Source organism: Spirosoma fluminis (genome assembly GCF_054778895.1).
On sequence record NZ_BAAGZD010000004.1, the window covers coordinates 182,767 to 209,343 of the forward strand.

The 26,577-nt window shown below is 50.7% G+C and carries 20 protein-coding genes; 4 read left to right on the forward strand and 16 right to left on the reverse strand.

The features are described 5' to 3' along the window. Window positions 1–37: 37 nt before the first annotated feature. From ACYVBJ_RS06180 to ACYVBJ_RS06190, 3 genes are all read right to left on the reverse strand, one after another. A complete protein-coding gene (locus ACYVBJ_RS06180) occupies window positions 38–298 on the reverse strand; it encodes an Ada metal-binding domain-containing protein (protein ID WP_460981423.1) in 261 nt (86 codons plus the stop codon). Continuing rightward, the gene (locus ACYVBJ_RS06185) at window positions 295–993 is read right to left on the reverse strand and encodes a 2OG-Fe(II) oxygenase (protein ID WP_460981424.1); all 699 of its coding nucleotides are present in this window, start codon (window positions 991–993) and stop codon (window positions 295–297) included. The genes ACYVBJ_RS06180 and ACYVBJ_RS06185 overlap by 4 nt, the downstream gene beginning before the upstream one ends. Before the next feature lie 135 nt (window positions 994–1,128). Then, a complete protein-coding gene (locus tag ACYVBJ_RS06190; protein ID WP_460981425.1) occupies window positions 1,129–1,980 on the reverse strand; it encodes a methylated-DNA--[protein]-cysteine S-methyltransferase in 852 nt (283 codons plus the stop codon). A gap of 305 nt (window positions 1,981–2,285) precedes the next feature. On the opposite strand from ACYVBJ_RS06190, the gene porU2 reads away from it, so the two are divergent. Beyond that, window positions 2,286–5,543 (forward strand): putative type IX secretion system sortase PorU2, encoded by a 3,258-nt coding sequence (gene porU2 / locus ACYVBJ_RS06195; RefSeq protein WP_460981426.1) that lies wholly within the window; start codon window positions 2,286–2,288, stop codon window positions 5,541–5,543. A 38-nt stretch (window positions 5,544–5,581) separates the two neighbouring features. Here porU2 and ACYVBJ_RS06200 read toward each other — a convergent pair whose 3' ends face one another. Continuing rightward, window positions 5,582–6,295, reverse strand: coding sequence for a hypothetical protein (locus ACYVBJ_RS06200; RefSeq protein ID WP_460981427.1), 714 nt, complete (start codon window positions 6,293–6,295; stop codon window positions 5,582–5,584). Between the two features lie 130 nt (window positions 6,296–6,425). Here ACYVBJ_RS06200 and ACYVBJ_RS06205 point away from each other — a divergent pair, with 130 nt between their 5' ends. After that, window positions 6,426–8,381 (forward strand): asparagine synthase-related protein, encoded by a 1,956-nt coding sequence (locus ACYVBJ_RS06205; protein WP_460981428.1) that lies wholly within the window; start codon window positions 6,426–6,428, stop codon window positions 8,379–8,381. A gap of 8 nt (window positions 8,382–8,389) precedes the next feature. On the opposite strand, the gene ACYVBJ_RS06210 is transcribed toward ACYVBJ_RS06205, so the two are convergent. The 7 genes from ACYVBJ_RS06210 to ACYVBJ_RS06240 form a co-directional block, all read right to left on the reverse strand. Further along, window positions 8,390–9,556 (reverse strand): nucleotidyltransferase domain-containing protein, encoded by a 1,167-nt coding sequence (locus ACYVBJ_RS06210; protein ID WP_460981429.1) that lies wholly within the window; start codon window positions 9,554–9,556, stop codon window positions 8,390–8,392. Next, window positions 9,556–10,476, reverse strand: coding sequence for a serine kinase (locus tag ACYVBJ_RS06215; protein WP_460981430.1), 921 nt, complete (start codon window positions 10,474–10,476; stop codon window positions 9,556–9,558). Before ACYVBJ_RS06215 ends, ACYVBJ_RS06210 begins: the two co-directional genes overlap by 1 nt. Beyond that, window positions 10,467–10,904 carry a lasso peptide biosynthesis B2 protein gene (locus tag ACYVBJ_RS06220; RefSeq protein ID WP_460981431.1) on the reverse strand — a complete coding sequence of 146 codons (438 nt, stop codon included), beginning with the start codon at window positions 10,902–10,904 and terminating at the stop codon, window positions 10,467–10,469. The genes ACYVBJ_RS06215 and ACYVBJ_RS06220 overlap by 10 nt, the downstream gene beginning before the upstream one ends. Then, on the reverse strand, window positions 10,876–11,163 hold the full coding sequence (locus ACYVBJ_RS06225; RefSeq protein WP_460981432.1) for a PqqD family peptide modification chaperone: 288 nt from the start codon (window positions 11,161–11,163) through the stop codon (window positions 10,876–10,878). The genes ACYVBJ_RS06220 and ACYVBJ_RS06225 overlap by 29 nt, the downstream gene beginning before the upstream one ends. A gap of 287 nt (window positions 11,164–11,450) precedes the next feature. Continuing rightward, window positions 11,451–12,491, reverse strand: a complete 1,041-nt coding sequence (locus tag ACYVBJ_RS06230) for a T9SS type A sorting domain-containing protein (protein ID WP_460981433.1) — start codon at window positions 12,489–12,491, stop codon at window positions 11,451–11,453. Window positions 12,492–12,566: 75 nt separating this feature from the next. Then, window positions 12,567–17,105 (reverse strand): beta strand repeat-containing protein, encoded by a 4,539-nt coding sequence (locus ACYVBJ_RS06235; RefSeq protein ID WP_460981434.1) that lies wholly within the window; start codon window positions 17,103–17,105, stop codon window positions 12,567–12,569. A gap of 1,358 nt (window positions 17,106–18,463) precedes the next feature. Next, entirely contained in the window at window positions 18,464–19,966 is a 1,503-nt protein-coding gene (locus ACYVBJ_RS06240) for a catalase (protein ID WP_460981435.1), read from the reverse strand. Between the two features lie 130 nt (window positions 19,967–20,096). Here ACYVBJ_RS06240 and ACYVBJ_RS06245 point away from each other — a divergent pair, with 130 nt between their 5' ends. Further along, complete coding sequence (locus ACYVBJ_RS06245) at window positions 20,097–20,489, forward strand: hypothetical protein (RefSeq protein WP_460981436.1); 393 nt, start codon at window positions 20,097–20,099, stop codon at window positions 20,487–20,489. A 60-nt stretch (window positions 20,490–20,549) separates the two neighbouring features. On the opposite strand, the gene ACYVBJ_RS06250 is transcribed toward ACYVBJ_RS06245, so the two are convergent. The 5 genes from ACYVBJ_RS06250 to ACYVBJ_RS06270 all read right to left on the reverse strand — a co-directional run bounded on the left by ACYVBJ_RS06250 (window position 20,550) and on the right by ACYVBJ_RS06270 (window position 25,151). Further along, window positions 20,550–20,762 (reverse strand): hypothetical protein, encoded by a 213-nt coding sequence (locus ACYVBJ_RS06250; RefSeq protein ID WP_460981437.1) that lies wholly within the window; start codon window positions 20,760–20,762, stop codon window positions 20,550–20,552. Between the two features lie 2 nt (window positions 20,763–20,764). Next, complete coding sequence (locus ACYVBJ_RS06255; protein WP_460981438.1) at window positions 20,765–21,088, reverse strand: DUF3817 domain-containing protein; 324 nt, start codon at window positions 21,086–21,088, stop codon at window positions 20,765–20,767. 79 nt (window positions 21,089–21,167) lie between these two features. Next, window positions 21,168–21,635 (reverse strand): hypothetical protein, encoded by a 468-nt coding sequence (locus tag ACYVBJ_RS06260; protein WP_460981439.1) that lies wholly within the window; start codon window positions 21,633–21,635, stop codon window positions 21,168–21,170. Between the two features lie 55 nt (window positions 21,636–21,690). Next, on the reverse strand, window positions 21,691–22,620 hold the full coding sequence (locus ACYVBJ_RS06265) for a helix-turn-helix domain-containing protein (RefSeq protein WP_460981440.1): 930 nt from the start codon (window positions 22,618–22,620) through the stop codon (window positions 21,691–21,693). After that, window positions 22,617–25,151: a M1 family aminopeptidase gene (locus ACYVBJ_RS06270; protein WP_460982123.1), complete on the reverse strand. Its 2,535-nt coding sequence runs from the start codon at window positions 25,149–25,151 to the stop codon at window positions 22,617–22,619. Before ACYVBJ_RS06270 ends, ACYVBJ_RS06265 begins: the two co-directional genes overlap by 4 nt. A gap of 124 nt (window positions 25,152–25,275) precedes the next feature. Between ACYVBJ_RS06270 and ACYVBJ_RS06275 the strand changes: the two genes are divergently transcribed. Then, window positions 25,276–26,544 carry an asparagine synthetase B gene (locus ACYVBJ_RS06275; RefSeq protein WP_460981441.1) on the forward strand — a complete coding sequence of 423 codons (1,269 nt, stop codon included), beginning with the start codon at window positions 25,276–25,278 and terminating at the stop codon, window positions 26,542–26,544. Window positions 26,545–26,577: the final 33 nt, after the last annotated feature.

The following is a 26,577-nucleotide window of genomic DNA, read 5'->3' on the forward strand; positions in this document are numbered from 1 at the left end:
ACGAGTTTACCACAAAAAAACGGCATTGACAAACGGTTCAGCGGCTTTCGCGCCAGGCTCGGTAGGCATCTGGCAAGCAGATGGCACACGGGCGAAATCCATGCTCAATCGCTTCGGCTTCGTTCCGGAAAAAGACTCTGTTTTTAGGGTTCATGCGTTTCCCCGCCCGGCAATCCAGTCGTCCGTAGATTTTGCCGGGCCGGTTTCCGCCTAACGTAATGGTTTCGGAAGAGATTAGCGAAGTTAAAGCACGAAGCCGGGCGAACGATGTCAGGCCTAAATCGGTATGGCGAATCATGCTGCGTCGTGAAAAATAAGCCCAAGATTCACGCGTGTGCCACTACTGACTTCGCTTACCCCATGCCGCATCTGCATCCGGTAATATCCCCGTGCTCCCTTAGCAGGTCTGTATTTTGTGGTAAACACCAGGAGTTGTCCCTGCTCGGGTTGTAACACCGTTGCTTTTGACTGCATCCGGGGGCGTTGCTCAAGCAAAATGAATTCACCACCCGTGTAGTCCAGCTTGGGTTGACTCAGAAACAAAACGGCCTGAAACGGAAAATAGAGCGTTCCGTATAAATCCTGGTGCAGCGCATTCCAATCGCCCTGTCTGTAGCGCAGAATCAGCGGAGTCGGGCGTGTTTGACCCGCTGCGCGACAGGTCGCCAGCCAGGTGTCCAGATCAGCGGGATACCGTTGCTCAATGCCGAGTCGCTCGTTCCAATCATTAGCGACCGGAGCCAGGTAGCGAAACAAATCATGCCGTAACGTATCAACGACGGGCGGCAGGGGATAGCTGAAATACCTGTACTCACCACTGCCGTAGCCGTGCTTTTGCATGACAATCGTTTTTCGATACAGGCCCGGCGTATCAAACAGAGCCGCTAGTTTCTGACATTCCTGAACGGACAGGAGCGGTGGCAGGAGCACGAAGCCGGTTTCAGACAAGGCTGACTGATAGCTGGGCCAGTCTGCGGGATGAGGAAAATCCATGGCTGTTACGTTTTGAGTGGGCCGTATCAAGGGATAGGAAAATGCAATTAACGTAAATTGTGGATCGTTCATTGATGAGTTAACTGACAAACTAAGAGCTACGCGTCAGCCTTTTAGCCATAATTTACGTTATAATCAGCCATTAACCCGTGCCGCTTCCCAACCCAGCATCGCCTGTTTGCGCCCGGTTCCCCAGCGGTACCCACCGACTAATCCGGTTTTCTTGATAACCCGATGGCAGGGGATTAGGTAACCGATTGGGTTACTGCCAATGGCGGTGCCTACCGCCCGCGAGGCCGATGGTTGTCCGATGGCAGTCGCAATCTGATCGTAGCTGACCAAGTGCCCTTCCGGAACTTTCAGTAAAGCTTCCCATACCTTGAGTTGAAACGGTGAGCCTTTGATCAGCACACGTAGCGGTTGTGACGTATCATTGGACGCTGATAAGTCGGTCGGGAAAATCTGTTCGGCCAGGTAGCCAACGGCTTGTGGATCATGGTGTAATACGGCTTCTGGCCATGCGGTGGCTAAAATTGTTTCCGGGCTGAAATGCGCTTCCAGGAACTGTAATAAACAGACTTTGCCGTTAACAGTGCCTAGTACGTATTCACCAAACTGACTATTAAAAACACCGTACATTACGTCCAGTCCAAGTCCTAACTGCTTGAACTGCCCCGGCGTAACACCCTCAATAGTAACGAATAAGTCGTGAAGGCGGCCTGTCCCCGATAAGCCTAGTTCATAAGCCGTTTCTGCCAGGGGAAAGCCTTGCCGAAGCTGCTGCTTGGCGTGTTCGAGCGTCAGGTACTGCAGAAATTTTTTCGGGCTTACCCCGGCCCATTCGGTAAATAAACGTTGAAAATGGAATTCGCTCAGGCTGACCTGCTCGGCCAGCTCAGTCAGGGAGGGTTGCCGACGGAAGTTTTCGATCAGGTGTTCGATGATGCGGGCGATCTGCTGATACGTATAGGGGTTGGCAGTGTTCATAGTCGTTGCGATCCTGTAGTTGTTTGCGAGTACAAAATTGGTACTCGTTGCCTGATTTAGAAACCCGATTCTTGCGGAGTTTTCTGGGGCCGGAGCCACCTAGGTACTGCTGTAAATTGATAGCTGTATACGTATTGAAGATGATCCATTAATTCAACCGATCTGTTTATCTTTGGTGAAATCTACTACGTATAAGGTCGTGTTTTGGCGAAGTTAACCACCTGATTTTGCCCGCGCGTACGTACATATTTATTTCCTCGCCAGCGTCGTATTCCGGATTTCAGTCCGGATGGGTTGATTACAGCATGAAACAAGGAATACTCACTGCATTTTTAGTCCTAACCACGCTGATCCTACAGGCGCAACAACGGTTCGGTAACGAATGGATCAAGGCCGGTCAACAATACCTGAAATTCTCGGTGAACCAGGCGGGAATTTACCGGATTAGTTATCAAGACCTCAAAGCCGCTGACGCTGCGTTTTTCCGGACGAATCCTACGCATTGGCAACTGTTTTTCCGGGGTAAAGAGATCGCCATCCGGGTTGTGGGCCAGCAGGACGGAGTATTTGATGAATCAGATTATCTGGAGTTTTATGGAGAAGGTAATGACGGTAGTCAGGATTCGCTGCTTTACCGGCCTCAGCAACGGCTACACCCGTACCAAACCTTGTTTTCGGACCTTACCGCCTATTTTCTAACCAGCGACCCGACCGCAACAGGGAAGCGAATCCCGGAATTGAACCTGTCGGCTCAGGGACGTACTGCCGAAGCATTTCACGTTGAAGAGACCGTTCAGGCGTTCACCGACGAATACACTTTCAACAGTTTAAAAGGCATTGAGCCCCCCTTACAGCAAAGCTATTTTGAGCCCGGTGAAGGCTGGTCGGGAAAGCTGATCCGGGCTGATTCGATCGGAACTGTTTCCTTTAAATTAACGGGTCGGGTAGCCGCAAACTGGCCTATCAGGGTAGAGGGCATGGTTAACGGCCGGGATTTTCTGTTTCATCGAGTTCTGGTTGAGTCGGGGGCTGGCCCGCAGACGCCCCTGGCCGTACTGGATGCCCCCGGATTCTCCAGCCAGACGTTTCAGGCAGCCATTAATCCGGCTACCCTTCAGAACGAACGGCTTTCGCTGCGTTTCAGGGCCGGTCAGGAGGGGGGCACTACCCAATTTTCGGTTACCTACGTGAAACTGTCGTATCCGCAGGCGCCGGATATGGCCGGGCAATCGACAAAGGTATTTCACCTGCCGGCTGGCCCCCGCCAAACCGCCCTGCTGGCCATTCAGAACATTCCTGCGGGGGCGATTGCTTACGACATTACGGATAAAACGAGTTGCCGTTACCTAACCCTACAGGCATCTGATGGGAAAAGGCAGGTTGTTGTAGACGAAACGAGCCAGGGGCGCAACGTTCTTCTGACCAACAAGTTTCTTAAACCCCTATCGATTGAGCCCGCCCGCTTTCGATTTGCTTATCCCAAAGACGCTGATTTTTTAATTATTACTCATGCGTCGCTTACCCAGTCGGCAACCGCCTATGCCAACTACCGGGCATCGGTACAGGGAGGACGCTTTACTCCGCTGTTAATTGACGCGGACTCACTCTACGATCAGTTTAACTACGGGGAACGGAGTCCCCTCGCGCTTCGCCGGTTTGCCGATTTCATGCTGGCCAATACGGCAGTGAAGCACTTATTTTTGATCGGAAAAGCGTGCAGTTACCCGTATTACGTAAAAACGGCCCCCGATGATCTGGTGCCAACTATTGGTTACCCCGGTTCCGATGTTCTGCTGACGGCCGGCCTGAATGGATATGCGCCCAATACACCCGCTATTCCGACGGGCCGACTCAATGTACTGACCAACGATCAGGTGATGGCTTACCTGAAGAAAGTCAAGCAGTTTGAAACCTCAGTACCAAATGGGCTTTGGCGCAAAAACATTATTCACATCAGCGGGGGCAAGTCGGAGTTTGAAGCGCAGGGCTTACGGAACGCCCTGCGCAACCTGGCCGATTTGTTCCAAAAGGGTCTGCTGGGTGGGCACGTTACGTCTTACAGCAAAACGAACCCCTACGACGCAATTGAATCGGCCAATATTGCGCCAGTCGTGAACGAAGGCGTGAGCCTGATCACCTTTTTTGGTCATGCTGGCCCTTCGATTACGGACGTCAACTTTGGCTATGCGTCGCCCCCGCAGAATGGCTTCGCGAACCCGTTTTATCCGCTCATGATTTTCAACGGTTGCGGAGTGGGTGAGATATTTTCCCGCTTTAATACGCTGTCGACCGACTGGCTGCTTGCACCGGACAAAGGAGCGGCCGCCGTACTGGCGCACTCGTATTTCAGCTACGAAGAGCCCACAACGCGGTATCTGACCAAGTTATACGGCGACTTGTTTGGTAATCCGGCTACGCTGGGCATGTCGCTGGGGAAAATTCAGCAGCAGCTAAATGCTGCGCTTGAGAAAGAAGGCATTGACCTGCATGATCTGGCCGTGTTAACCCAAATGATTTTGCAGGGCGATCCCGCCCTGGTTGTCTATCCGTTACCTAATCCAGATTATGCTGTAGAACAGAAAGGCATCTACCTGGCGTCGACCGTAGCGGGCGGAACGCTTCGCACGAGTGATTCGATCCGGGTTGTGGTGCCGATGGCTAATCTGGGTCGTTTTTCGGCCGATCAGCCGGTGAACGTAGCGATTCAGACAACCAGTAAAACCTCGGTCAGCCATACGGTACGCTTTAACGCCTTTCGGTACCGCGATACGTTGGTGTATACAATTCCGAGGGATGAGAATTTGCAGAAAATCGACGTATTGATCGACCCGGATAATCAGTTAACCGAGTTAAGCCGGACTAACAACACGGCTACGCTGACCGTCGATTGGGCGCAGGCGGGCGCGGGCAGCAGTTATCCGCTCAACAGGTTGCCCGATCGGATCAGCCCCGCGCTTAATGTGTTCATCAATGGGGTAATTAAGGAAGACAGCGCCGTTGTCAATGGAAAGCCCCGCGTAGAGGTGTTTCTGCTGGATGAAAACGCCCTGGTGCCGACTGATCTTACTGCTGTGGATATGTATTTGTCGGCCTGTGATACGTGCAGTGCCCAAAAAATTTCACCGCAGTCGTTCACCCTTGTCTCGGTATCGGCGAATCAGCTTAAAGTGACCACTAATCTGGACCTCAAACCTGGTGCTACGTATCAGCTGATTGTTTTCGGGAAAGATGCCGCCGGTAACCGGACCCAGCCACCTTATGTGCTAACCATTACGACTGTCGGCACTGACCAGCCCATTCGCTTTACCGTATATCCGAATCCGGCCACTACCTACGCCAAGTTCGAACTGGATTTACCCGTTCAGGAGCTGCCCGCCGAAGCCCGGCTGACGGTTTATAACCTGCTAGGCGTACCAATTTCTGATCAGGCGTTTCCCATTGCGGCCGGCCGAAATTCATTGCTCTGGCAGGCGAATACCGCTGGTCTGTATACGTATTCGCTGCGACTGGTCTGGAAAGACGGACGTACCGAAATCCGCACGGGGAAAGTGGTCTGGCAGTAGGAGTGGAGCACTACGTATTGGCTAATCAGACCGAAGCATTACGGCAGGCGGTTACTCGCAATAAGTTCTTGTTTAAGCCGCGTTCCGGACGTAACAATACCTTTGCCGACGCAATCGGGTGAGGACTGGCAGAACGCCACCGCTAAATTCTCGCGATACACCAGGCCGATATGTTGGGCGTATACGCGGAGGTACCTGGATTGATCCACCAGCGTGGAGTCGTTTGTACCCACCACCGAAACGGTTTTGTCGAACGCCAGCTTACCAACTGTATACGAACGGCCTGGCTGCTGGTACTGAAGCAACGTATCGGGATTCGCGTTGTAGGCGTTCAGATTCCAGGACGTAGTCGAGCCAATTGGGAAGGCCAGATCAACAACCGGTACGTTGTTGCGCTGACTAACGACCTCCGAAAGTGTTTTGTAGAGCGTACTGAGGCCATTAATTTTCCAGTTTGACTGCGCTGACGGGCGAATGGATTCTTCGACGACGTAAATCAACTGATCGTTCTGGCTATACGTATTTTGAATCCGTTCCTGAACTTGGTACACGCGCCGGGTTACCGAATCTGCCGATACGTAATGCTCCTGCGTTACCTGATAAATCCAGTAATCGCCCACGTTGAGCGGATAGTAAGCCGAATCGTCGGGGGCGGGGGCGTTTGACGGCTGGTCGCAGCTGCCACAAAGGCCTAAACAGACCAGCGCGGTAACCAGATACAGAACAGATTTCGGGAGGAACGGTGAGCGCAACAACACGGAGCGATACAGGATAAAACAAACAACATTGGTTCTGGCGAAGATACTAAATATAGCAGATTGTCCAGGCTTTCCTTTATTTTGCAGATAAGGGCAACAACAAGGTTTGCCGCATCAGACTAGTATGGGTGGAATCGCCGGTATGATTCGCTTTGATGGGCAAACGATTGCTCCCGACGATATCACCAACCTGAATCGGTTACTAAAGCACAGGGGAGAAGTGGTTAGCCAACCCGTTGAACAGGGCATTTTCCTGTCATTTGGCGGCCAACTTGACGTCGATACAGTTGTATCGAGGTATGCCATAGCGGATGCCGATCTCTTCGACGCTACGGCTGCCGGGCAGCCGTTTGCGAATCAATACCGGCAGCGGGGAACAGTCGTCTTCAATGAACGTAATGCCGACTTTGCCCTAGTCGGGTGGGATGCCCAACGGCAGATGCTGATCTGTGCCCGTGATCTTGTTGGGGTTAAGCCGCTTTATTACGTACACCAGCCGGGTCGTTTTTTTGCCTTCGCGTCGGAAATAAAAGCGTTGCTGGCGCTGCGGGAAGTGACCGTAAAACCGGATCTGCATAAGGCCTACGAATACCTGGTGTGGGTAACCAGCTACGTACCGTACAGCGCCGAAACCTTTTACGAAGGCATCTACAGCGTTTTGCCGGGTCATTACCTGGAAATAGATGCGCAGCGGGTGACCGCCAAAACCTGGTGGAACCCCAATCTGAAACGATTTGCGGGCCTGAATGGAGCAGCCGCCTATGCCGATCAGTTCCGGGATTATTTCGAGCGGGCCGTTGATGGTCGCATGCAGCGCAAAACGTCAATCGGATCTCACCTGAGTGGTGGACTCGATTCGTCGTCGGTCAGTTGCGTGGCTCAGCAGCTACTCACCCAGCAGAACCGTGCTTCACTCCATACGTTCAATATCGATACCGGACTGGCTTCTACTGATGAATCCGAATACGTCCAGGCGGTCGTTGATCGCCATCATCCCGAGCACCACGTAGTGCATCCGGTTCCCGATGTCCTCGACTCTATTCTAAAGATTAACCGGCTGTTCGACCGGCCGGAGCACTTCATTATTCCCTCTAGTTTTCACCTGAGCGTTTCGCTGAAAGCCCGGCAGATCGGCTGCGATTGTCTCCTGACCGGGCACGACGGCGACAGCGTAATTGCCACCTGTTACGAGTATCTTGATACGCTGATCGATCAGAGTGACTGGGCGAATTTAGCGGTGGCGGGCCGACAGTTTGTATCCTATCCGGATCGTAACCTGACACCCATAAGCAGTAACTGGCTGAGTTTAAGCGAACAGGAGAAATTCGAAAACTACATCGTTTACCTGCTAGGCGCTGAGATCGTCAAGCGATTTAAAACGCAGCCGCTGGGCGTTTTTCTCAACACAAGCCTCGAGCAGAAACGAGTGTTCGGCATTCCCAGCGCCACTCTTGTTACCTATTGTGTTAAACGCATTCAGAATAAGCTGGCTCACCGGAATCTGATCAACAATGCGTTGAGTGCCGACTTTAAACAACGCGTACCGCCCAGTACTCAGCTGTCAACAAAAGCTTTTACGACTGCCTTTCTGTCGGAACACGGGATTCCCGTCGACCAGATCCTAAATACGACCAATGTGATCTGCAACGAGCAGCTGAATCACATTGGCGCTTACTACGGTCATCAATATTCATTTCCGTTTTTTGATAGGCAGGTTGTCGAGCTTGGCCTGGCGACTCCCTTAGAAGTCGGTTTCGATCGGGGACGCGGTCGCGGGTTAATTCGCAATGGATTGCAAGCCGTTTTACCGCCGGGCATTACGACCCGTCTGACGAAGACTAATTTTGTTGAATACGCAACGCTGTCGGCGCAACAATTATACGACGCCACGCACGAGCAGTTTGCGTCGCCTGGCCACCCAATCTGGGGCATTATTGACCGGGCTGTGTTCACTAAAATTGTAGGACTGGTGTTTAACCCCAGGATGCCGGTCCAGAAAAAGACACGCTACAACTGGCTGTTGAGTCGGATTATCTACCTGGCGATCTGGCTGAGCGATCTGTCAAATAACGCTGACTAGCTGCGTTACTAGCGGTTTGAGACAAGGCGATAAATGGAGCGAACGGCTCGGAGAAAGATCGTGACGAATCCCCATTCTTTAGAAATATAAATCATTCGCTGGCCGATTTTGAACGTACTGGCCCGAAAAACCCGGCTTGTTAACGAGGTGAAATAAATGTTTACCAGCTTGCTCACCTGCGTCTGCGCTTTCACAAAATAGGTGAACTGCTTCAACACAAGATCGCTTCCGCTAACCGATTGAGTAGCCTCCCAGTTGGTTTCGTACGAGCGAGCCAGCGAACGAATAGCGTCTGTAGCCACCTGCGCCTGAACTGACTCAGGTAACGATAACCCCCAGATTTGTTGACACCAGTGTAAACCAGCCAGAAATACGCGTTCCAGACCATATTGGCGTAGCTTCTTCAGTAACCACGGCCAGTCGATGGATTGGTTGACCAGCAAAAAATACAGATCATTCACGTAGTAGATATGCTGCCAGAGGTTGGTCACCCCGTGGTGCGTGACCAGCAAGATCACCTGCCACTCCTGCTGACGCGTGGGTTCAGCCCGGAAATCAGGCAGACGAAACGAGGCATAGTCCCGGTTAAAGAACATGATCGCCCAGTGTAAGTCTATATCGAAGTGGTTGGTGAAGAAGGGTTTAAATAAGCTTACTTCGAATAAATCGTCAAGCAGGCCCTGCCCGCTATGCTCCCAATAAAGGGTTTGCCTTTCGTTTAACTGATACTGGTTTGCCTGGAGCAGTCGAATGGCGTTAATGGCGTCTTCAGTCGCGACCAGAATGTCGATGTCCCCCGAAATCCGCAGGCTGCTGTCGGGATAATACGTTTGGGCCAGATGCACACCTTTATAAGCGATATGATCAATGCCGTGCTCGGTCAGCAACCTGGCGACCTGATGGTACTCATGAAGTTTGAGCAGGTTGTCAGTAGCTAGCCGTTGGCAGGTGGTACGTAACGAAGTAAGAAACGGCTCCGGCGTCTGGGGAATCTGCTGGAGCGTACGATACAGAAACGGTGCCAGCCGATGCCGATCCGCCAGAGCCTGTACCCGGTCTAAGTCCAGATGCGGTTGCGTGATGAGCTGGCCCAGTTCTGTGCGCTTCTCGTCAGAAAGGTCTAGTGTGCAGGCGTTGAGCAGTAAAGTTAATTCAGCAGAGTGCCCAAAATTCATTATGCGGTAGTTGTCAGGTATTCAACAAAGTCGTAAAGCCTGGCGAAGTTAGCAGGGCGGCTCATCCGAATAACCGGTACTGATCGCGCTATGGAGCTGCTTTTTTCAAAAAAGTCCTTTAGCGAGGCACCGCGTAGTAAGGAGTCGGGGAGGGGAAAGTAACCCAGCAGTTCAACCGGAACCTGGCTCTGAAGAAGCAGTTCGGTCGATCCGCCTGAATCCGTGGGGGCAGTTAACACATAAATTTGTTCTAACGGCACTTCGTCTTGTTCGAACGTAATGGAATCGTTCCACGAAAACTTATTCACTCCTTCGCGAACCGGTGCCAACTCTTCTTTAGCTAGCTGTAATCCGTCGACGCTGGTTTCCCATATTTTGATTTGCGGAAACGCCGGGATCAACACGGGCGTGCCGCTTTCATTAACCCGGATGCAAACCATGTCGTCGCTGATTACGCCGAAACCCTGCTGGGCGAAAGCAGCAACGGTTGTTGATTTACCCGCCCCCGGCTCACCCAAAAAGACGATGCCTTTGTCATTGATCTGCACCGCGCTCCCGTGCAGCAGAAAGTACCCCCGCTGAAACAGGATCAGGCCAAGGGCCTCGCTATACGTAAACAGCGCCACCAGGTCCGCATCGGTCTGCGTTGTGTCGACTAATAGCTTAGTACCGTCAGTAGCCAGGTAAGAAAGGAGGGGTGGCCAGGTTAACCAGATCTGCCCCGACTGGTCCTGGGCGCATCGTGCATTCAAACCCGCCCGGTACGCTTTCGAGGGCTCCAGCGCTGAGTTAGCTGGTAACTGGCTTCGCTTAATTCGTAAGTCGGCCGGAGCCGGGCTAATTTCGGGTAGAGGAGGCAATGGAATTTCGGAGCCAATCACTAACCCGTATGCTTTGTAATAATACAGACTCAATTCCATTCCATAATGGGCTGAAACACCTGATTGGCTTGTTCGCCGAGAATCGTTCGGCCTCTGTAGACGACCCAGGCGTGCGCCGAAAACTGATCCGTTTCACTTTTCTGAACGCCGATACAGATCTGAACCTCAGGGTTCTTTAATAACCACTTTGCGCTTAACGCCTGTACCAGACACGTAAACCCCAGCGGGATGCGGGCGCTGACAACTCGGATCGCCCAGGTCATTCTGTCAATTTTATCATTAGGGAGTGCATTTGCTGAACCATCCTGACCCGGCTTGGCCGCAACGAATTTATTGAATGGGTAGACAAGTAATAGACCCTTATACACTAACAGTACAAAAAAAGCGCTAACGAGCAAGCCTACATCATACCCACGTAGCGACCGGAATTTTGCGAAATCAGACTGTTTTTTCAATGAGCTTTTCATGAAAAAGATTGTCTAAAAACTGCATGAGTTCTTCTTCACAAACGGATTCCTCTACATCGAATTCGTCAAGCAACCGGGCTTTTAGTTCGTTGACAGACATCACTTTATTGGCCTGTAACTGTGACCAGATAAACCCGCCGATTTCATTGAGTTCGTAATAATTACCAACTTCATAATTTAAGACAATCGTTTCGTTGCCAAGTACAGACGATGACTGGCTGGAAACGATCTGGATACGGGTATCGGGCGTAATGGACATACTCTAAAAATGGACAGGAATATAAAGATAAAAAAAAGCTTGATTCGTAAACGAATCAAGCTTTTTGTGTGCCGCAATTCAGCTGCGTTTATCCGGTGAATCCAGATCCGCCGAAACCGTCCGTATTAGAACCTGTTTTAAGCGTAAGTTTCTTTACATTCCCCAGCACTTTAAGCTTCGGGGTTCTATACGCCTTTTTGGCGGAAGGATTTATGCTATTTTTTGAGTTCTTATTCATTGGAAGTCAAATGCTAATGGGTTGAAATCAATCTGGTAAAAGACAATGCTTACTCAACTACAACACGATGTTTACGGGTTTGGCCACGCTCTTCAACGGTCACAATGTAAACACCAGTAGGTAGTTTACCCACAGATTTCAATAAAAGACTACCTGATTCAGTTCCGGCTTTCTGGAATGGCAGTGAACGACCGTCTACGTTGTAGAAGCGAACCGTTGCCGTTTCAGGCTCGTCCATGCTGATTCTGAACACCTGATCGTTAACAACCGGGTTTGGGAAGATACCGTAAGCGCCATCGCGGAGTACTACAGATACCGTTGGGTAGGCTGTTGATTTGCCGCTCAGATCAATCTGCGTTAACCGGTAATAGCTGGTACCCTGAAAAGGCGAGTTGTCGAAAAGCCGATAGTTTTTACGAGCCGTGCTGTTCGCGGCAACATCGCTTACTTCGCCAACTTTTTCGAAAGCCTTCAGGTCTTTGCTGCGCTCAACTACGAACCCTTTATTGCTGGTTTCCAGCGACGTTGACCACTCCAGCGCTACTGTACGATTGTCCTGCGCTTTAGCCGTGAACGAAATCAGGTTAACGGGCAGGGCCGTACCGGTTACAATAATGTTACCGGCTGCGTTGTCATTCTGAGGATCGTTAGTGCCTACTGCTGGCGACGTTCTGGCGTTGATGCTGATCGGGGCTGCAGCGCCATTCGTGGTTTTTAAAGCCAGAACATTGAGTACAATGTTATAGTTAGCATTAGCTGGTACGGGACCCTGGTTACTGACAATCGTTACAATTGTTCCGTTTTGGGGATCGTATGCACCAATTGTTACCGACAGGTTCGGGGCAGCTGGGGTGATGCTAAAGCTCGTTACACCAATGTTGGAGGGGAGGTTGATTGTGTACGTCGCATTGTTAGCCTGAGGAATTGGGACAGAGCTGTTATTGCCAAAATTAGCCTGAACCGTTCCTGTAGTGCTTGAAGGTAAAGTATTTGGAACGGAAGCGATTCCGCCCACAGTTGGATCTTGAGCGTAGCAGGCATATTTGCCAACTAGACTGATTAGAAAAACTAGTAAAATTTTTCTGGTCATGATTATGGGAGTTTTAAGTTGAAGGTGCTAAAAACGGCACCGTGCAAAACTACACAGTGCCGTTTATTATGCAATTTAATTTAGCGATGCATTAATAATTCTTGTGTAATTATTATTTAATGCATTGCTGTCATACGCAGAGTTGGTGTTATCATTCGTAATGTTTACGATAATATTGGCCGGAGTACCAGAGTTCGCGAAAGTCCGAGTTATCGTAAATCCTATAACTGCCGTTCCGTTAGCCGGGATGACCTGACCATTATTAAGCGTTAACGTGAATTGCTGTCCGTTTTGAGAAGCCGTCCATCTGGTATTCTCTACCGGTACCGTTCCTCCGCCGGAGACTGCAATCGACGTTAGCCCACCGTTGTACGAAATCTCGTAACCGAACGGAGCCGTTAGCGTAAACACCACCGTGCCTGCTGTCGGAAGACCTCTCAACTCCTGTAGTTCTACCGTAAAGTTCCGGGTAGCATTTGGACCGGATGGGCTGAAGTTCGCTTGCGGCAGGTTTATGCTTGGCGTCAGGTCAGGTCCAGCCGTTGGTTTTACCAGCACGTGCAGGGTAGCCGAAGCACACGATTGAGGAGTGCCGCCACAAGCTGTGTATGTGAAGTCGACTGGACCTGTGACGCCAGGGTTAGGCACGAAGCTATACGTGCCGTTGCTGTTCAATGTTAACGTACCGCCCGCAGGACTGTAGGTACCCGGGTTGGTAACTGTCAGGCCAGGGCTATCGTTGGTCAACACATTGCCCGTAGTGGTCGAACCCGGAGCCGTACTGACGTAGTCATCTGCAGCGGTAGCCACCGCTGGGCTACCAGCAGGCCGTACCGTAACAGTCACCGTTGCAAACCCACACTGATTCGCTGGTGTTTCGCATACCCGATAAACAAACGAGTCGGTACCGGTGAAACCTGGATTCGGAGTGTAGACGATGGTCTGACCATTAACAGCTGCATTGCCATTGGTTGCGCCGGTAGAAATCTCCGGAGCGCCCAGTGTACCCCCGGTATTACCTGGACCATCGTTCGCTTTCACATTGATCGTTACCGGCGTGGTACCTACCGTGGATGCGACGTCTGGATTAACTACGGGAGCGTTGGTCGTCACCGTTGGGTTCAGCGCCGTGATCGTCAGCGTCTGGGTTGGGCAACTTCCTCCTGGGCAGTTGACCGGTACGTTATAGACATACACACCTGGGTTTGGCGTAATGAACGTATACGTACCGTTAGGTTGAAGCGTAAAGGTAGCTCCTCCTGGACCGCTGGCCTGGGTTGTTGGGCCATACGTAGTTCCTGCTGGTGCTATGTCGTTCGTGCTGACGTTACCCGACACCTGTTGATTGATGTTGGTTACGTTGAAGTCTGGATAAATTGTGTTGGTGTTTGCAGGGGTCGTTGGTTTAACCAGTACGTGCAGGCTAGCCGAAGCACAAGGCTGTCCACCACTACCACAAGCGGTATAGGTGAAGTTGACTGGACCCGTGAAACCTGCTGTCGGCGTGAAGATATAAGTACCATCGCCGTTTAGTTGTAGTGAACCACCGGTTACATTTTGCACACCTGTGTTCGTGACGGTCAAACCAGGACTATCGTTGGTCAACACGTTACCAGTTGCGTTTACGCCCGGAGCGGTGCTGACATAGTCATCCGCTGCTGTTGCCACCGCTGGGCTTCCGTTAGGCAATACCGTCACGGTTACCACCGCAGAGCCACACAAGTTGTTACCGGGTGTCTCACAGACAGTGTAGGTGAACGAGTCAGTACCGGTGAAACCTGCGTTTGGCGTATAGACTACGTTCTGCCCATTGATGGAGGTTGTACCGTTCGCTGGGTTGCCTGAAACCGTTGGCGTTCCTAATGTACCACCGGTGTTGCCCGGACCGTCGTTCGCCTTCACGTTGACTGCAACTGGGTTTGTGCCAGTAGTAGTAGCAATGTCCGGGTTAACCACTGGGTTGTTGGTAGTCACGGCTGGATTAATTGCCGTAATGGTCAGCGTCTGAGCCGCGCAGCCGCCCCCTCCTGGGCAGTTAACCGGTACGTTATAGACGTACACACCTGGGGTCGCCGTGGTGAAGGTATAGGTACCATTAGGCTGCAAACTTAAGTTGCCTCCGTTCGGACCACTAGCCAGCGTTGGTGAACCGTAGGTGGTGCCTGCTGGTACCACATCGTTCGTGCTGACGTTACCAGTGGCCGTCTGATTGATGTTGGTCACATTGAAGTCCGGATTGGTCCGGTTGGTGTTCGGCGTGGTCGTTGGGCTCACCAGTACGTGCAGGGTTGCTGTAGCACAGGGCTGTCCTCCATTTGTACAAGCCGTGTAAGTAAAGTCCACCGGACCGGTCACACCAGCCGCTGGAGCGAAGCTGAACGTACCATTCGGATTCAGCGTCAGCGTACCAGCTGGAGAGGTAGCAGGACCGAAGCCAGTCACGGTCAGGCCTGGGCTGTCATTGGTCAATACGTTGCCGGTAGCCGTTACGCCCGGAGCGGTGTTAACATAATCATCAGCAGCGGTTGCTACGGCTGGTAACCCAGCTTGTAATACTGTAACGGTTACTGCCGCCGTACCACATCTTCCGCCAGGTGTTTCACAAACCTGATAGGTGAACTGGTCAGTACCAACGAAATTAGCATTCGGTGTGTAAACAATATTCTGACCATTGACTACCGCATTACCGTTGGATGGACCACCTGTTACGGTCGGTGTGCCTAGCGTACCACCCGTGTTGCCTGGGCCATCGTTAGCCTTCACATTGACTGTTACCGGGTTAGGCCCTACGGTAGAAGCGATGTCGGGGTTCACCACGGGGTTGTTGGTCGTTACCGTTGGGTTGAGAGCGGTAATGGTCAGCGTCTGAGTCGGACAGTTGCTTTGGTTAGGAGCGCAAACCGTTACATTATATACGTACACACCTGGTGTAGCCGTGTTGAAGGTGTAACTACCGCCATTACCATTAGGGGTCAGCGATGGCGACGAGCCGTTAGGGCTGCTTACCAGAGTAAACGGTCCGTAGGTAGTATTCGCAGCGACTACATCATTGGTGCTGACGTTACCCGTTACCGGCTGATTGATGTTGGTTACGTTAAAATCAGGTTTCGGGTTCTGCGCGCAGAAGAAGCCATCACCCGATGCCGTGCTCGTATTCACGAAGGCACCGAACACATCAATGCCACCATTCAACGCGTTGACGCCAACTAATGGCGAAACGCTGATCTGGACTTCATCAAATGGCTGCGTTGTAATAAAGCCAACATTGATGCGATCACTTGGCGGCCCAAACAGGTTGATTGATAGGTCAAGTAAGCTGGTAGCTGTTCTTTCCTCTACGAAAGTACCATCCCGATATGTCCGGATGAATAATCGGTCAGACACATTAAGAAGTACGAGATTGGGTGCTCTTCTGATTGTAAATCCAGCAAATGATCCTCTCGGATAATCGTTTATTGGGTTACGTACCGCAATTGCCGCTACCGTACCGGCAGAAGCGGTATTGGTAATTTGAGCGAAGTCAGTCAGGTCGCCTGAAATTACGTTCTCTACGTTCTGAATGCTTGCTGCTACACCAGCTAAACCTACAATACCGGTTCGCTGATTGTCAATTACAACAGAAGACGTGGAGCTATTCAGCAGATACGATTGGTTACAGGTGATCGTAGTCCCACATAGGTTTCTGACGACTGCGCCATAAATTTCAAGCGTTCCGACCGATACAGTTAATAACCTGGAGACGGTTAGTTTTATCTCGTCGAAAGGCTTGGTTGCGACAAGACCTATTGTTCTACGCCCCGATGGGGTCAGTAAATTCGTACTGCCTGCGATCAGGGTGCCAGCGTCTATAACAAAATCTCCAGTGGGAGCTCCACCGATATAGGTTTCAACCCGGATCCGGGTATTGGCATCAACGGTTATCAAATTGGGGTTGCTGATATCAAAGCCAGCAAATGTACCGGCTGGAAGGGGACCTCCTGCCTGTAGCTTTACCGCAAATGATCCACTTCCCGCAACGCTACCCGTCAAAGCAAGCGATGCTGAGTTGTTCGGGTTAGCGTCAATCGCATTGGTCTCATTCGATATACTGCCTACGTTTAATATCCCACTAAAACCCGTGTTAGCTGGGTCAATAATGACGGGATAGGCAGGAGAGGTCAATGGAGTTGTTACATTACAGGCCAATGCTTGACCTGCACAGAACTGCTGAACTACGGCTCCATAAATGTTCGTAGTCCCTATAACATTAACGCCACTAACGATTAATCGAATTTCGTCGAAAGGCTGGGTTGGGACAAAACCGACGGTTCGCCGACCCGTGCCCGATAAAAGCGAAACGTTCGCTGAAATCAAACTGGTACCTGTTGCACTTTGGCCCGTGGGTGCGCCGTTATTATAGGTTGCAACGGTTATTCCACTCAAAACGCCAACATCTACCAGGGATACGCTCGCGATGTCAAAACCAGCAAATGTACCGCCTGGAAAATCAGTGCCTGTTACGTCTCGTACTGAAAACGTAGCGCTTCCTGCCCCAATAATAAGATTGAGGGTGGCGACGTCATTCGCATCTGCTGAGATTGCTGCCTCAGCATCAGTTATAGTAGCTACGTTCACACCACTAAAACTAGTGCTAACCGCTACTGGGTATGAGGGTTTATTAAGCCTGACAGGCGTATTACGAGTTGCTGTGTTATTACAATCTAAAGCTGGCGCTGCACAGACTCGTTCGGCAACCGCGTAATAGACACTTATGCTACCAGCCCCTACTGATGTAAATGTAAAGCGTATTCTGTCATAAGGTTGTGTTGTTACAAAGCCAACTCTTGACCGACCAGATGCAATTCCCACCGCAATCAAGGAAGTAGTAGGAAAAGATTCCTTCTGAGTATCACCTAAATAGGTAGTAATTGTACTGGTACCTAATAATGAAATAGCATCATTATCAATAACAAAACCGGCATAGCCGCCAGCAGGATAGACGTTTCCTCCTGTAGCAGCAAGGTCTTTTACTTCAACGTAAGCAGAACCTACCCCAAGAAAGCCGAAAGTAGATGGGTTGGTAAGGTCTGAATCAATTAACCTGCCTTTATTGTCAAATTCATCACTTCCCAGACTTCGGCTGGAAGTAACTGACAAACTTGAAAAAGTTGAGCTGATAAGCGGAGTAATCGTGTTGCAGGGTGCATTTCCCGATTGGGCGTTGGCCTGGATGAATAGGCCGAACAAAAGAATAAGAGCAAACCAGGCCACTAGGCTGGATGGTGCTCGTCTGTCGGAGACGATAAACGTTCGTTTCATAGAAGAAAAGAATAATGAGTAATAAGTAATTAGGAATGTAATGGAAACGATCCAGGTCGCCGGATATAATAAACAGGGCGATGGGATAGGGGCTTTCCAACAAAAGCCAGCGGCAGCGGATAATGACGTAGAGAGAGTACTACATAAGCAAAAAGTTTAACGTTGAGGTGAATAGAATTAACTACTGCTTACTAAAATATAATTAAGTTAATATAAACTATATAAACATAACTTATTATTTTCAGAAAGCATTTTTATGGCTTAAAAGTATTATAAAAATGTTGCCTGCAAAATTATTTTTTATATATGATCTAAAAAAATTAAAAGTTATTACATTTATTTTATTAAATGTAGACTATCTATTAGCTTGGTTTACAGTATATTTGGTTAGTGAATATAAATAGGAATTATCGCGTATGTGATTATAAAATAACTGATTTCTATAAATCTATAATATTAATTATACGGTAGTTTAATAAATAAGGTTAACTAGTCAATGGCATGTAGTTGGATATAGGAACAATCGCTAAACTGGCATAGGTCACTAATTACAGTTGAGAATAGAACCTGTTTGCTGGTATAGTCACGGTATTAGGTCAGATGATCTAAACAAAGAAGGGGTGCCAGTTTTCCACCAGCACCCCTTCAACTCGCTATATCCGTTTAAACCAACCCTATGCGTGCTGCTGAGGCATGGCTCCCTGCAAGTTTTCCATGCTGATGCCCAGCCCCTGCGCAATGGCCATACCCAGCGACAGGTCGGCGCGGAACCAATGGCACAACTGTAAGTTGATGATCTGGTCGCGTTTAGGGCCATCAATCCCACTCATAGCACCGACGATATTGTTGACCGTATTGATCTTCTGTTCAGGATTCATCAGACGCCAGAGGTTGCCGGGCTGCGTGTAATGATCGTTCTCGCCGGGGGCGTTACGGTCATACCAGCCAGCCACTGAGTCCTCCAGTTGCCAGGCGGGTTGCTTGTAGCTTTCGTCCGCCATAATTGTGTCGAAGCTGTTCGGGAAATAGTTGGGTTTGCGGCCACCGTTCCCGTCTATACGCATCTGTCCGTCGCGCTGGTAATTGTTAACGGCATACGGGCAGCGGTTCACCGGAATCTGCTCGTAGTTACCGCCTAAACGATACCGTTGAGCATCGGGGTAAGACAGCAAACGGCCCTGTAGCATCCGGTCGGGCGAGTAGCTGATACCGTCGACTACGTGCGCGGGCGCAAACGCCGACTGTTCCACATCTTGGAAATAATTGTCGGGATTCTCGTTTAATTCAAGTACACCCACATCAATCAGCGGGAAATCAGCATGAGACCATACTTTGGTCAGGTCAAATGGGTTCCACTTGTACGTCTTGGCCTGCTCGTCGGTCATGACCTGAATTTTCAGGTTCCACCGGGGGAAATTACCGCTGTCGATGGAAGTTACCAGATCACGCTGCGCGTAGTCAGGATCTACGCCTTTCAACCGAACGGCTTCATCGCTGCTTAGATTTTTTATGCCCTGCTCTGTTTTGAAATGGAATTTCACCCATACGCGCTCATTATCGGCATTGATCAGGGAGAAGGTATGCGAGCCGTATCCGTTCATGTGCCGGTACCCATCGGGTGTACCCCGGTCCGACATCAGAATTAAAACCTGGTGTAGGCTCTCCGGATTGAGACTCCAGTAATCCCAAACCATTGTCGCCGATTTGCAGTTGGTGTAAGGATCGCGTTTCTGGGTATGAATGAAATCACCAAACTTCTTAGGGTCTTTCAGGAAAAAAATAGGCGTATTATTACCGACCAGATCCCAGTTACCATCTTCGGTATAGAATTTTACGGCAAAACCGCGTGGGTCGCGCTCGGTATCGGCCGATCCTTTTTCTCCCCCAACCGTCGAGAAACGCAGAAAAACGCGTGTCTGCCTGCCGACCTCGTTGAATAATTTGGCGCGGGTGTACCTGGTGATGTCATTCGTTACTGTAAACGTACCGAATGCGCCGGAGCCTTTGGCGTGAACAACGCGCTCCGGAATCCGTTCGCGGTTGAAGTGGGCCATCTTCTCATGCAAAATATAATCCTGCAGCAAAAGTGGTCCCCGCTGACCGACGGACATCGAATTCTCATTTTCGAAGTAGGGGCTGCCCGATGCGGTAGTGAGTTTTTGGGGTTGGTTTTCCATAAAATAACCAGTTTAGTGAGGTGAGATACTGACAAATCTGTCTTGGCTTTGTCTGTTTACGAAGGCAAGATTAGAAACTAGTTGTCCATCATTCAAATTGATTTAATTTATAACATCATCAATTTTGGCAATGAGTCAACAACGACTCAAGGAATGGAGATCGAAAACTATTCAGCGCCGAATGCGTTTAGTAAAGATTACTCAACAAGAGAAAAACGATATGGATAAGGCACAGAAGTTCGAATTGATGAATAAAGTCGTTCGGGAGTTGGAAGACTTGCAGAATAGTCAAACGGCTTTAATGACCAAGATCGGGCAGATTGAAGTAGACAATATGAACGGTCTCAATGATAAACGGCTGGAAGACGATTTGGGGGATATGCACTCGAAAATCGCTCAGAACGTAGACGCGATTACGGAAATATTCGCTTATTTCGAGCAACAGCGTGATGAGTTTGGAAACGCCAATCGTTCGGCCATTGAAGCGGCAGAAGCTGCCGCAGCAGTCGACGCTGCGAAGTAATTCCAGAATAGGTATAGTAGGCAAGAAGCCGGACAGATGTCCGGCTTCTTGTGTTTGTAGTTAAACCAGTTCCTGGCAAACGAAGCCTGCATTGTGCATCACCTGAACAATATCAGCGGCCGAAATCGTTTGGGTTTCTACGCGTAGAATTTTGTCGCTGTCATCAAGGTCAGTGTTCCAGCGGATGGCCGTCCCAAACCGACTCAATGCATGGGCGACCGCCTGAACGCATTCCGGGTGCACCATATTCGTTTTAAACACCAACACGCTCATAGCTATTCGGGTGATGAGTCATTCGGGAGGTGGCGGAACAGTTTGTGGTCGGCGTAAAACGTACCGCCGGGAAGAATCGACGCCAGTAAGGCCAGTAAGGTCTTGCCAATCGACCAGCCATATTCGGTTTTGGCCTGAATTACGATCACTACGTAGAGTACAAACAGCAGACCGTGGATGGGTCCGACAATCTGCACCACTTCGGGGTGGTCGGCAAGCCGCTTCAGTGGGACTCCGATAAACAAGAGAATCAGATACGAAATACCTTCGGCAAGGCCAATGGCACGTAACCGGACTTTAGTTGAGTTAAAAATAGTAGCAGTCATAGCTTGTAGGCGTTAATCGGTACGTACGGTCGGCATTCGGCGGTCTTCTTGAAAAGGAATTACACCAAACTGTGCTGAACTAAAACGGTCGAACGAAGGGCCGGGCCGCCAGCGGAGAGAACGGCCAGGGTATGGCTATCAAAATCAGGAGCAGTCCAATGGTAAAGTAAACGGCCGTGGTTTTAAATTTCCGTTGCGGGTCTGTCTGCCGTTTTGCCTTGCTCGATCCAACCGTCATCAAAATTACGGACGTAAACATGAAACTGATGTGAATCAGGCCAAAAAAAGGAAACTCCGGCGACTCGCTGAAGCTGGGTTTATAGCTCCAGTAGTGTTTGATAATTGGGCTGATCGTGTACAGATAAAAGCCAACGAGCAGTTGGGTGTGCAGAATCGAAGTGGTTACGATTCGGAGCGTCTGATCGGCCGGACGGTATGCGCGGGCGGTGATCCAACCTGAATAGGCGCTGAACAACGTAACAACCAGACCGCCCAGAACAAACCAGCGTAACGCACTATGAAGGGCTACTAAAACAGGGTACAGCATTACCAAGCAACAAACTTAATTCAGCCGCAAAGTTCAGTATAAGGCGCAGGTTGAGTTAGGCTAAACTCGTCAGAAATTGGTTAGAATCAATCATTTTGCGAAAACCGGCCGGGCTCGTTTGTGCGTATTTTCGAAACAGCTTCCCGAAGTTAGACTGATCGTCGTAACCTACCTCAGCCGCGATCTGCGCAACGGTCAGATCTGATTGAAACAGCAACACCTTAGCTTCAAGGATAATACGTTCGTCTATCCAAACGGATGGGGAGCGGCCGGTACGGGATTTAACGACTTTGTTCAGGTGGTTCGGACTAACGCTTAACAACTCTGCGTAGTCCGTAACCAATCGTTTCTGCCGAATGTGGGTATTGAGCTGATCCAGAAATCGTTGGACGAGCCGGTCACCGGCATCGACGTTGGCTCTATTGACACCAACGTAAGCCCGGTTGATTTCCGTCAACAGTGCCAGCAGGTAAGCTCCGATGAGGTCAGTTTTGATCGCGCCGACTCCTGTATACTCCGCGTTTAACCGGTTCAAAAGGTTCGTAACGTAACCGGATTGTTCCGCTGATAACGTAATAAACGGATTGCCCGTAAGCTTCAGGAAGTCATAATCGATTTCCTGAGCCGTGCTGAGCAGCGCTTCCGGGCTAAAAAAGCACATAAAGCCTTCGGCATCTTCCTGAATAGCCGTGATCGAAAAAATCTGCAAAGCCGGAATAATCACCAGGTCCTGCGCCGAAAGCGTATATGTATGGTGCCCCACTATCAGTTGAACCTGGCCGGCTGTCAGAAAAAATAAAGCGTGGTTCCCCGTTCGGCCGGGTGGCACCGGAAGTTTAATGACCGGTCGGGCAAATTCTAAGGTAGTGATGATGAACCGATTGAAATTTGGCCGGAACCGCTTGTCCCATAGCTCGTCCTTGACTAAAAAACGCTCCCGGGCCATACCGGGACTAATAGCTGGAAAGGGATCATCGGAAGTCATGGCTGATACAAAAGTTTACTCGCCCGAAACGGACTATCCGCAGCCTGCAGAAGTTTCGCCCGGAGTCGCGGGTTGTAATTCGGGCGGTCGGCTAAAAATTGCCGGATCAACTGAGTCGTAGCGGGCGATTGGTAGGTCGACAAGGTAGAACGAAGCCACGATTCGGGAAAGAAGATATCGCCCGTCCGCTGAATCTCTTCCAGCAAGTCCAGGCTTTTGGGCAGATACTTGGCCGACGTAGGCGCTCGTAAGGGATGATGCAGGTAACCCAGCGCGGCTGTCACCCAGGCTTCGCGTTCCCGATTCTGTTCGGACGCCAGCGAAGCGAAGAACGCATCGCGCTGCGTTACGTCGCTCGACAGGGCTGGCATCATAAACTGTAGTCGTTTCTGGCGGTCGGGGTTTTTTATGCGGCCTAGCTGCCTGGTTAAAATGCCGTCGGCCGGATAGTCGCGTACGGCTAAGGCCAGGGCCAGCGATGTGTAGTCATCTTCGGTTAACGTAACGCCAGTAGGTGCCTGCTGATGGGTCCAGATGGTGTACAAACGTTCCTGCGCTTCGGCGCTGATGGACAGGTTTTGATAAAGTCGAAACAAAAGCTTCTTTTTGCCGGAAGCTGACTCCTGTTCCATCGCCTGCCAGACCGTTTTTTCCAGCGACGCGGCCAACGACCTGCGGTTTTCCGGAAGGGTGAACGTCCAGACCAGATCCGACAGTTGACTCGTAAGCAGGCGGATGTTCAGCTCTTCGGATTCGTTGCCCAGTAACTGCTGGTAAATATTGGCCAACTGCCTCGGCTTGATAATCTGGTCATTCAGCATATTTTCGTACAGGTTAATGTACGTAGCGGCTCGCGTGACCGGGTTTCTAATTGTGCCTGCCTGAGGGCCTATCATGGCCGGGTCAACGGGAAATAAACCATAGCCCTGCCCCGAGGAGTTAAAGACAATATACTGCGGTTCAGGTTTGCCGACAGCCTCCGGTAGCGTGACCTGTGGCTGGTCCATGGATACGGTCAATTCGTCGATGTGATCAGCGTACACCAGCGCAACCTCAAATTTCTGCTGCCACAATCGGGTCGAGCCATCTTCGCCGGTTTGCGAAATCGTAAGCTGACTGATTTTGCCGTTCTGTTTGGCCAGTTGATACGAGAATTTGGGGCGACCCGTTTGATTGACCCACACCTGATTCCAGGCCGCCAGATCCGTTGGCGTGCGGGCATCCAGAATCGCGATGAGGTCGGCCCAGGTCGCGTTACCGAACGAATAGGTTTTGAGGTACTCCTGTAGTCCATCGCGCATGGCCGTCTTACCCATCAGCCGCTCCAGCTGACGCATCATAATAGGCGCTTTGTGGTAGATGATGCCACCATACAACGTACCGGCCTCCTGTAAATTGGCCAGCGGTTGCCCAATGGGGTTAGCTCCTTCGGTGCGGTCGACGGCATAAGCAGCAGGAAAATGATCGACCACAAACTGCAGATCGTAGTTGGCATCGGCCATTGCGGTTTCCGTAATCTTATCGGCCATAAAATTGGCAAATACCTCTTTCAGCCACACGTCGTCGAACCAGCGCATGGTCACCAGATCGCCGAACCACATGTGCGCCGTTTCGTGAGCAATCAACGTAGCACGGGAAAGCTTCTGGTCGCGGGTAGCCCCGGCATCCAGAAACAGGCTCGACAACCGGTAATCAATGGCTCCGACATGTTCCATCCCCCCGTACTGAAAATCCGGAATGGCTGCAAAATCAAGTTTCTGAAACGGGTACGGAATCTGGGTATAGTCTTCCAGGAAACGTAACGCGTCGGCGTGGAGCGTAAAGATCGGGTCCAGGCTCAGCCTGATCTTGGTCGAATCGGTTTCGCGGTGCAACAGCGTCATTGGACGACCGTTTATTTTTCGGGAGACAGGGGTGAACTTACCCGCTACAAATGAGAACAGGTACGTAGGGATGACAGCAGAAGGTTCAAAGCCATAGCTGATTCGGCCCTTGGCTCCATCCACAACGCTGGAACGGTATGGGGCGTTGGTCATGGCCTGCCACTCTTCGGGTAGCGTTAACGAAAGCTGAAAGGTAGCCTTCAGATCCGGCTGATCGAAGCACGGAAAAACCGTCCGGGCGCGGTCGGGAACCAGCAGTGTGTAGAGATAATCATCGGCGCGGTTGAGGGATAAGTTGCCTGCCGTGAACCGGATGATAATTGTGTTTTTGCCGGGTTTCAAATAAGCAGTAGAAATCAGCAGATGTTCGCTCTCAAAAACAATGGGGATGTCTCCTCCATTGACCCAAACATTCTGCAAATGAGCGCGTTCTTCTTTAAAATCCAGTTGAAGAGGAGCCAAATGCTTTGTCCAGTAAAACGTAATTGTTTCAGTTGCTGGAATGGGGTGCGTTTTCTGCGCCGGAATGTCTAAATTTAATGCATAGGACAGCTGACTGATCGTTTGCTTCCGAACCTTCGCAAGGGTGTGTGACACCCCCGGTTCAACCGATGGCTGTTTGACGGGTACCGATTGACCATAAGCCATAGCCGCGAGTAAAAGAGTGATGCTTATAATAATGCCGTAACACGTATTTCGTTGAATAATCCTGACCATGTTCGGCGTGGTTGGGCGGTAGGTTTGCAACATAGGCTTAAAAGTAACGCACTTTATGAAACGCTACGTCTCTACGCTCCTGGTTTTTATGGTCCTTTCCGGAAGCACCCTCTCTGGTCTGGCCAATTCGATATTGATTCCCATGGACGATCAGCAGGCCAACCACCTCAAGGCCTACGGTATTGCCTACAAAGTGCTCAAAGACGACCAGGAACTCGACTGGTTACTGAACTACCGGGGGGGCAGCTTCCTACTCAAGCACAGCCCCGCCGTCGAAGCGGAGTGCCGTATCCGGGGCGTGTCGGCCGAGGTGATCTCCGACGCCCGGGCTGCGTCGATCCGGCAGCAACTGAGCGATCCGGATGTGAATATGAACGTAGTGACGCTCCACAAAGCGGCTAAAATTGTGGTGTATTCACCCATTAAAGTGGGACCTGCTGAATTTGAAAATAACGATGCGGTGCTGCTGGTGCTGACCTACGCCGAGATTCCCTATGAAGTGGTATATGACGAAGAAGTGTTGAAAGGAGATCTGGCCAAATACGACTGGCTGCACCTGCACCACGAAGATTTTACTGGTCAGTACGGCCGAAACCTGCACCGGCAAACGCTGGCCGATATAAAGGCGCAGGAAGACATCGCTCGCAAATTCGGGTATTCGAAAGTGTCGCAGATGAAGCTGGCGGTTGCCAAAGCCATTAAAGGGTTTTGTGCCGGTGGCGGGTATCTGTTCGCCATGTGTTCAGCCGCCGAAACGTTCGACATTGCGCTGGCAGCCGAGGGCGTCGACATCGTCGGCAGTACGTACGACGGCGACGGCGTTGACCCGAACGCCCAATCCAAACTCGACTTCAGCAGGTGCGTCGCTTTCGAGAACTTTACGCTCGACGGAGACAACGGCTACCGGGGCTTTTCAACCTTCTCGGACATCAACTCATCGGGTGGGCGAGGGTATGACCAGCCCGCCGGTTTCTTCGAGCTGTTCAACTTCTCGGCCAAGTGGGACGTAATACCGTCTATGCTGACCCAGAATCACGAGAACATTATCAAAGAATTTTTCGGGCAGACCACTGCGTTCCGGAAAGATGCGGTCAAAGCGAGTTCGCTGGTGATGGGCGAGGGGAAAAGCTCACATCGTTACCTCTATGGCGAACTGGGTAAAGGACAGTGGACCTTCTACGGTGGTCACGACCCGGAGGGAACGCGTGGGGGAAATTTCCGTACGCCAACCGATCTGAACCTGCATCCGCACTCGGCCGGTTACCGCCTGATCCTGAATAACGTCTTATTTCCATCCGCTCGTAAAAAGAAACGGAAGACGTAATAGGTGAGTGAAAGAGGTAGTAGACGAAAAAAG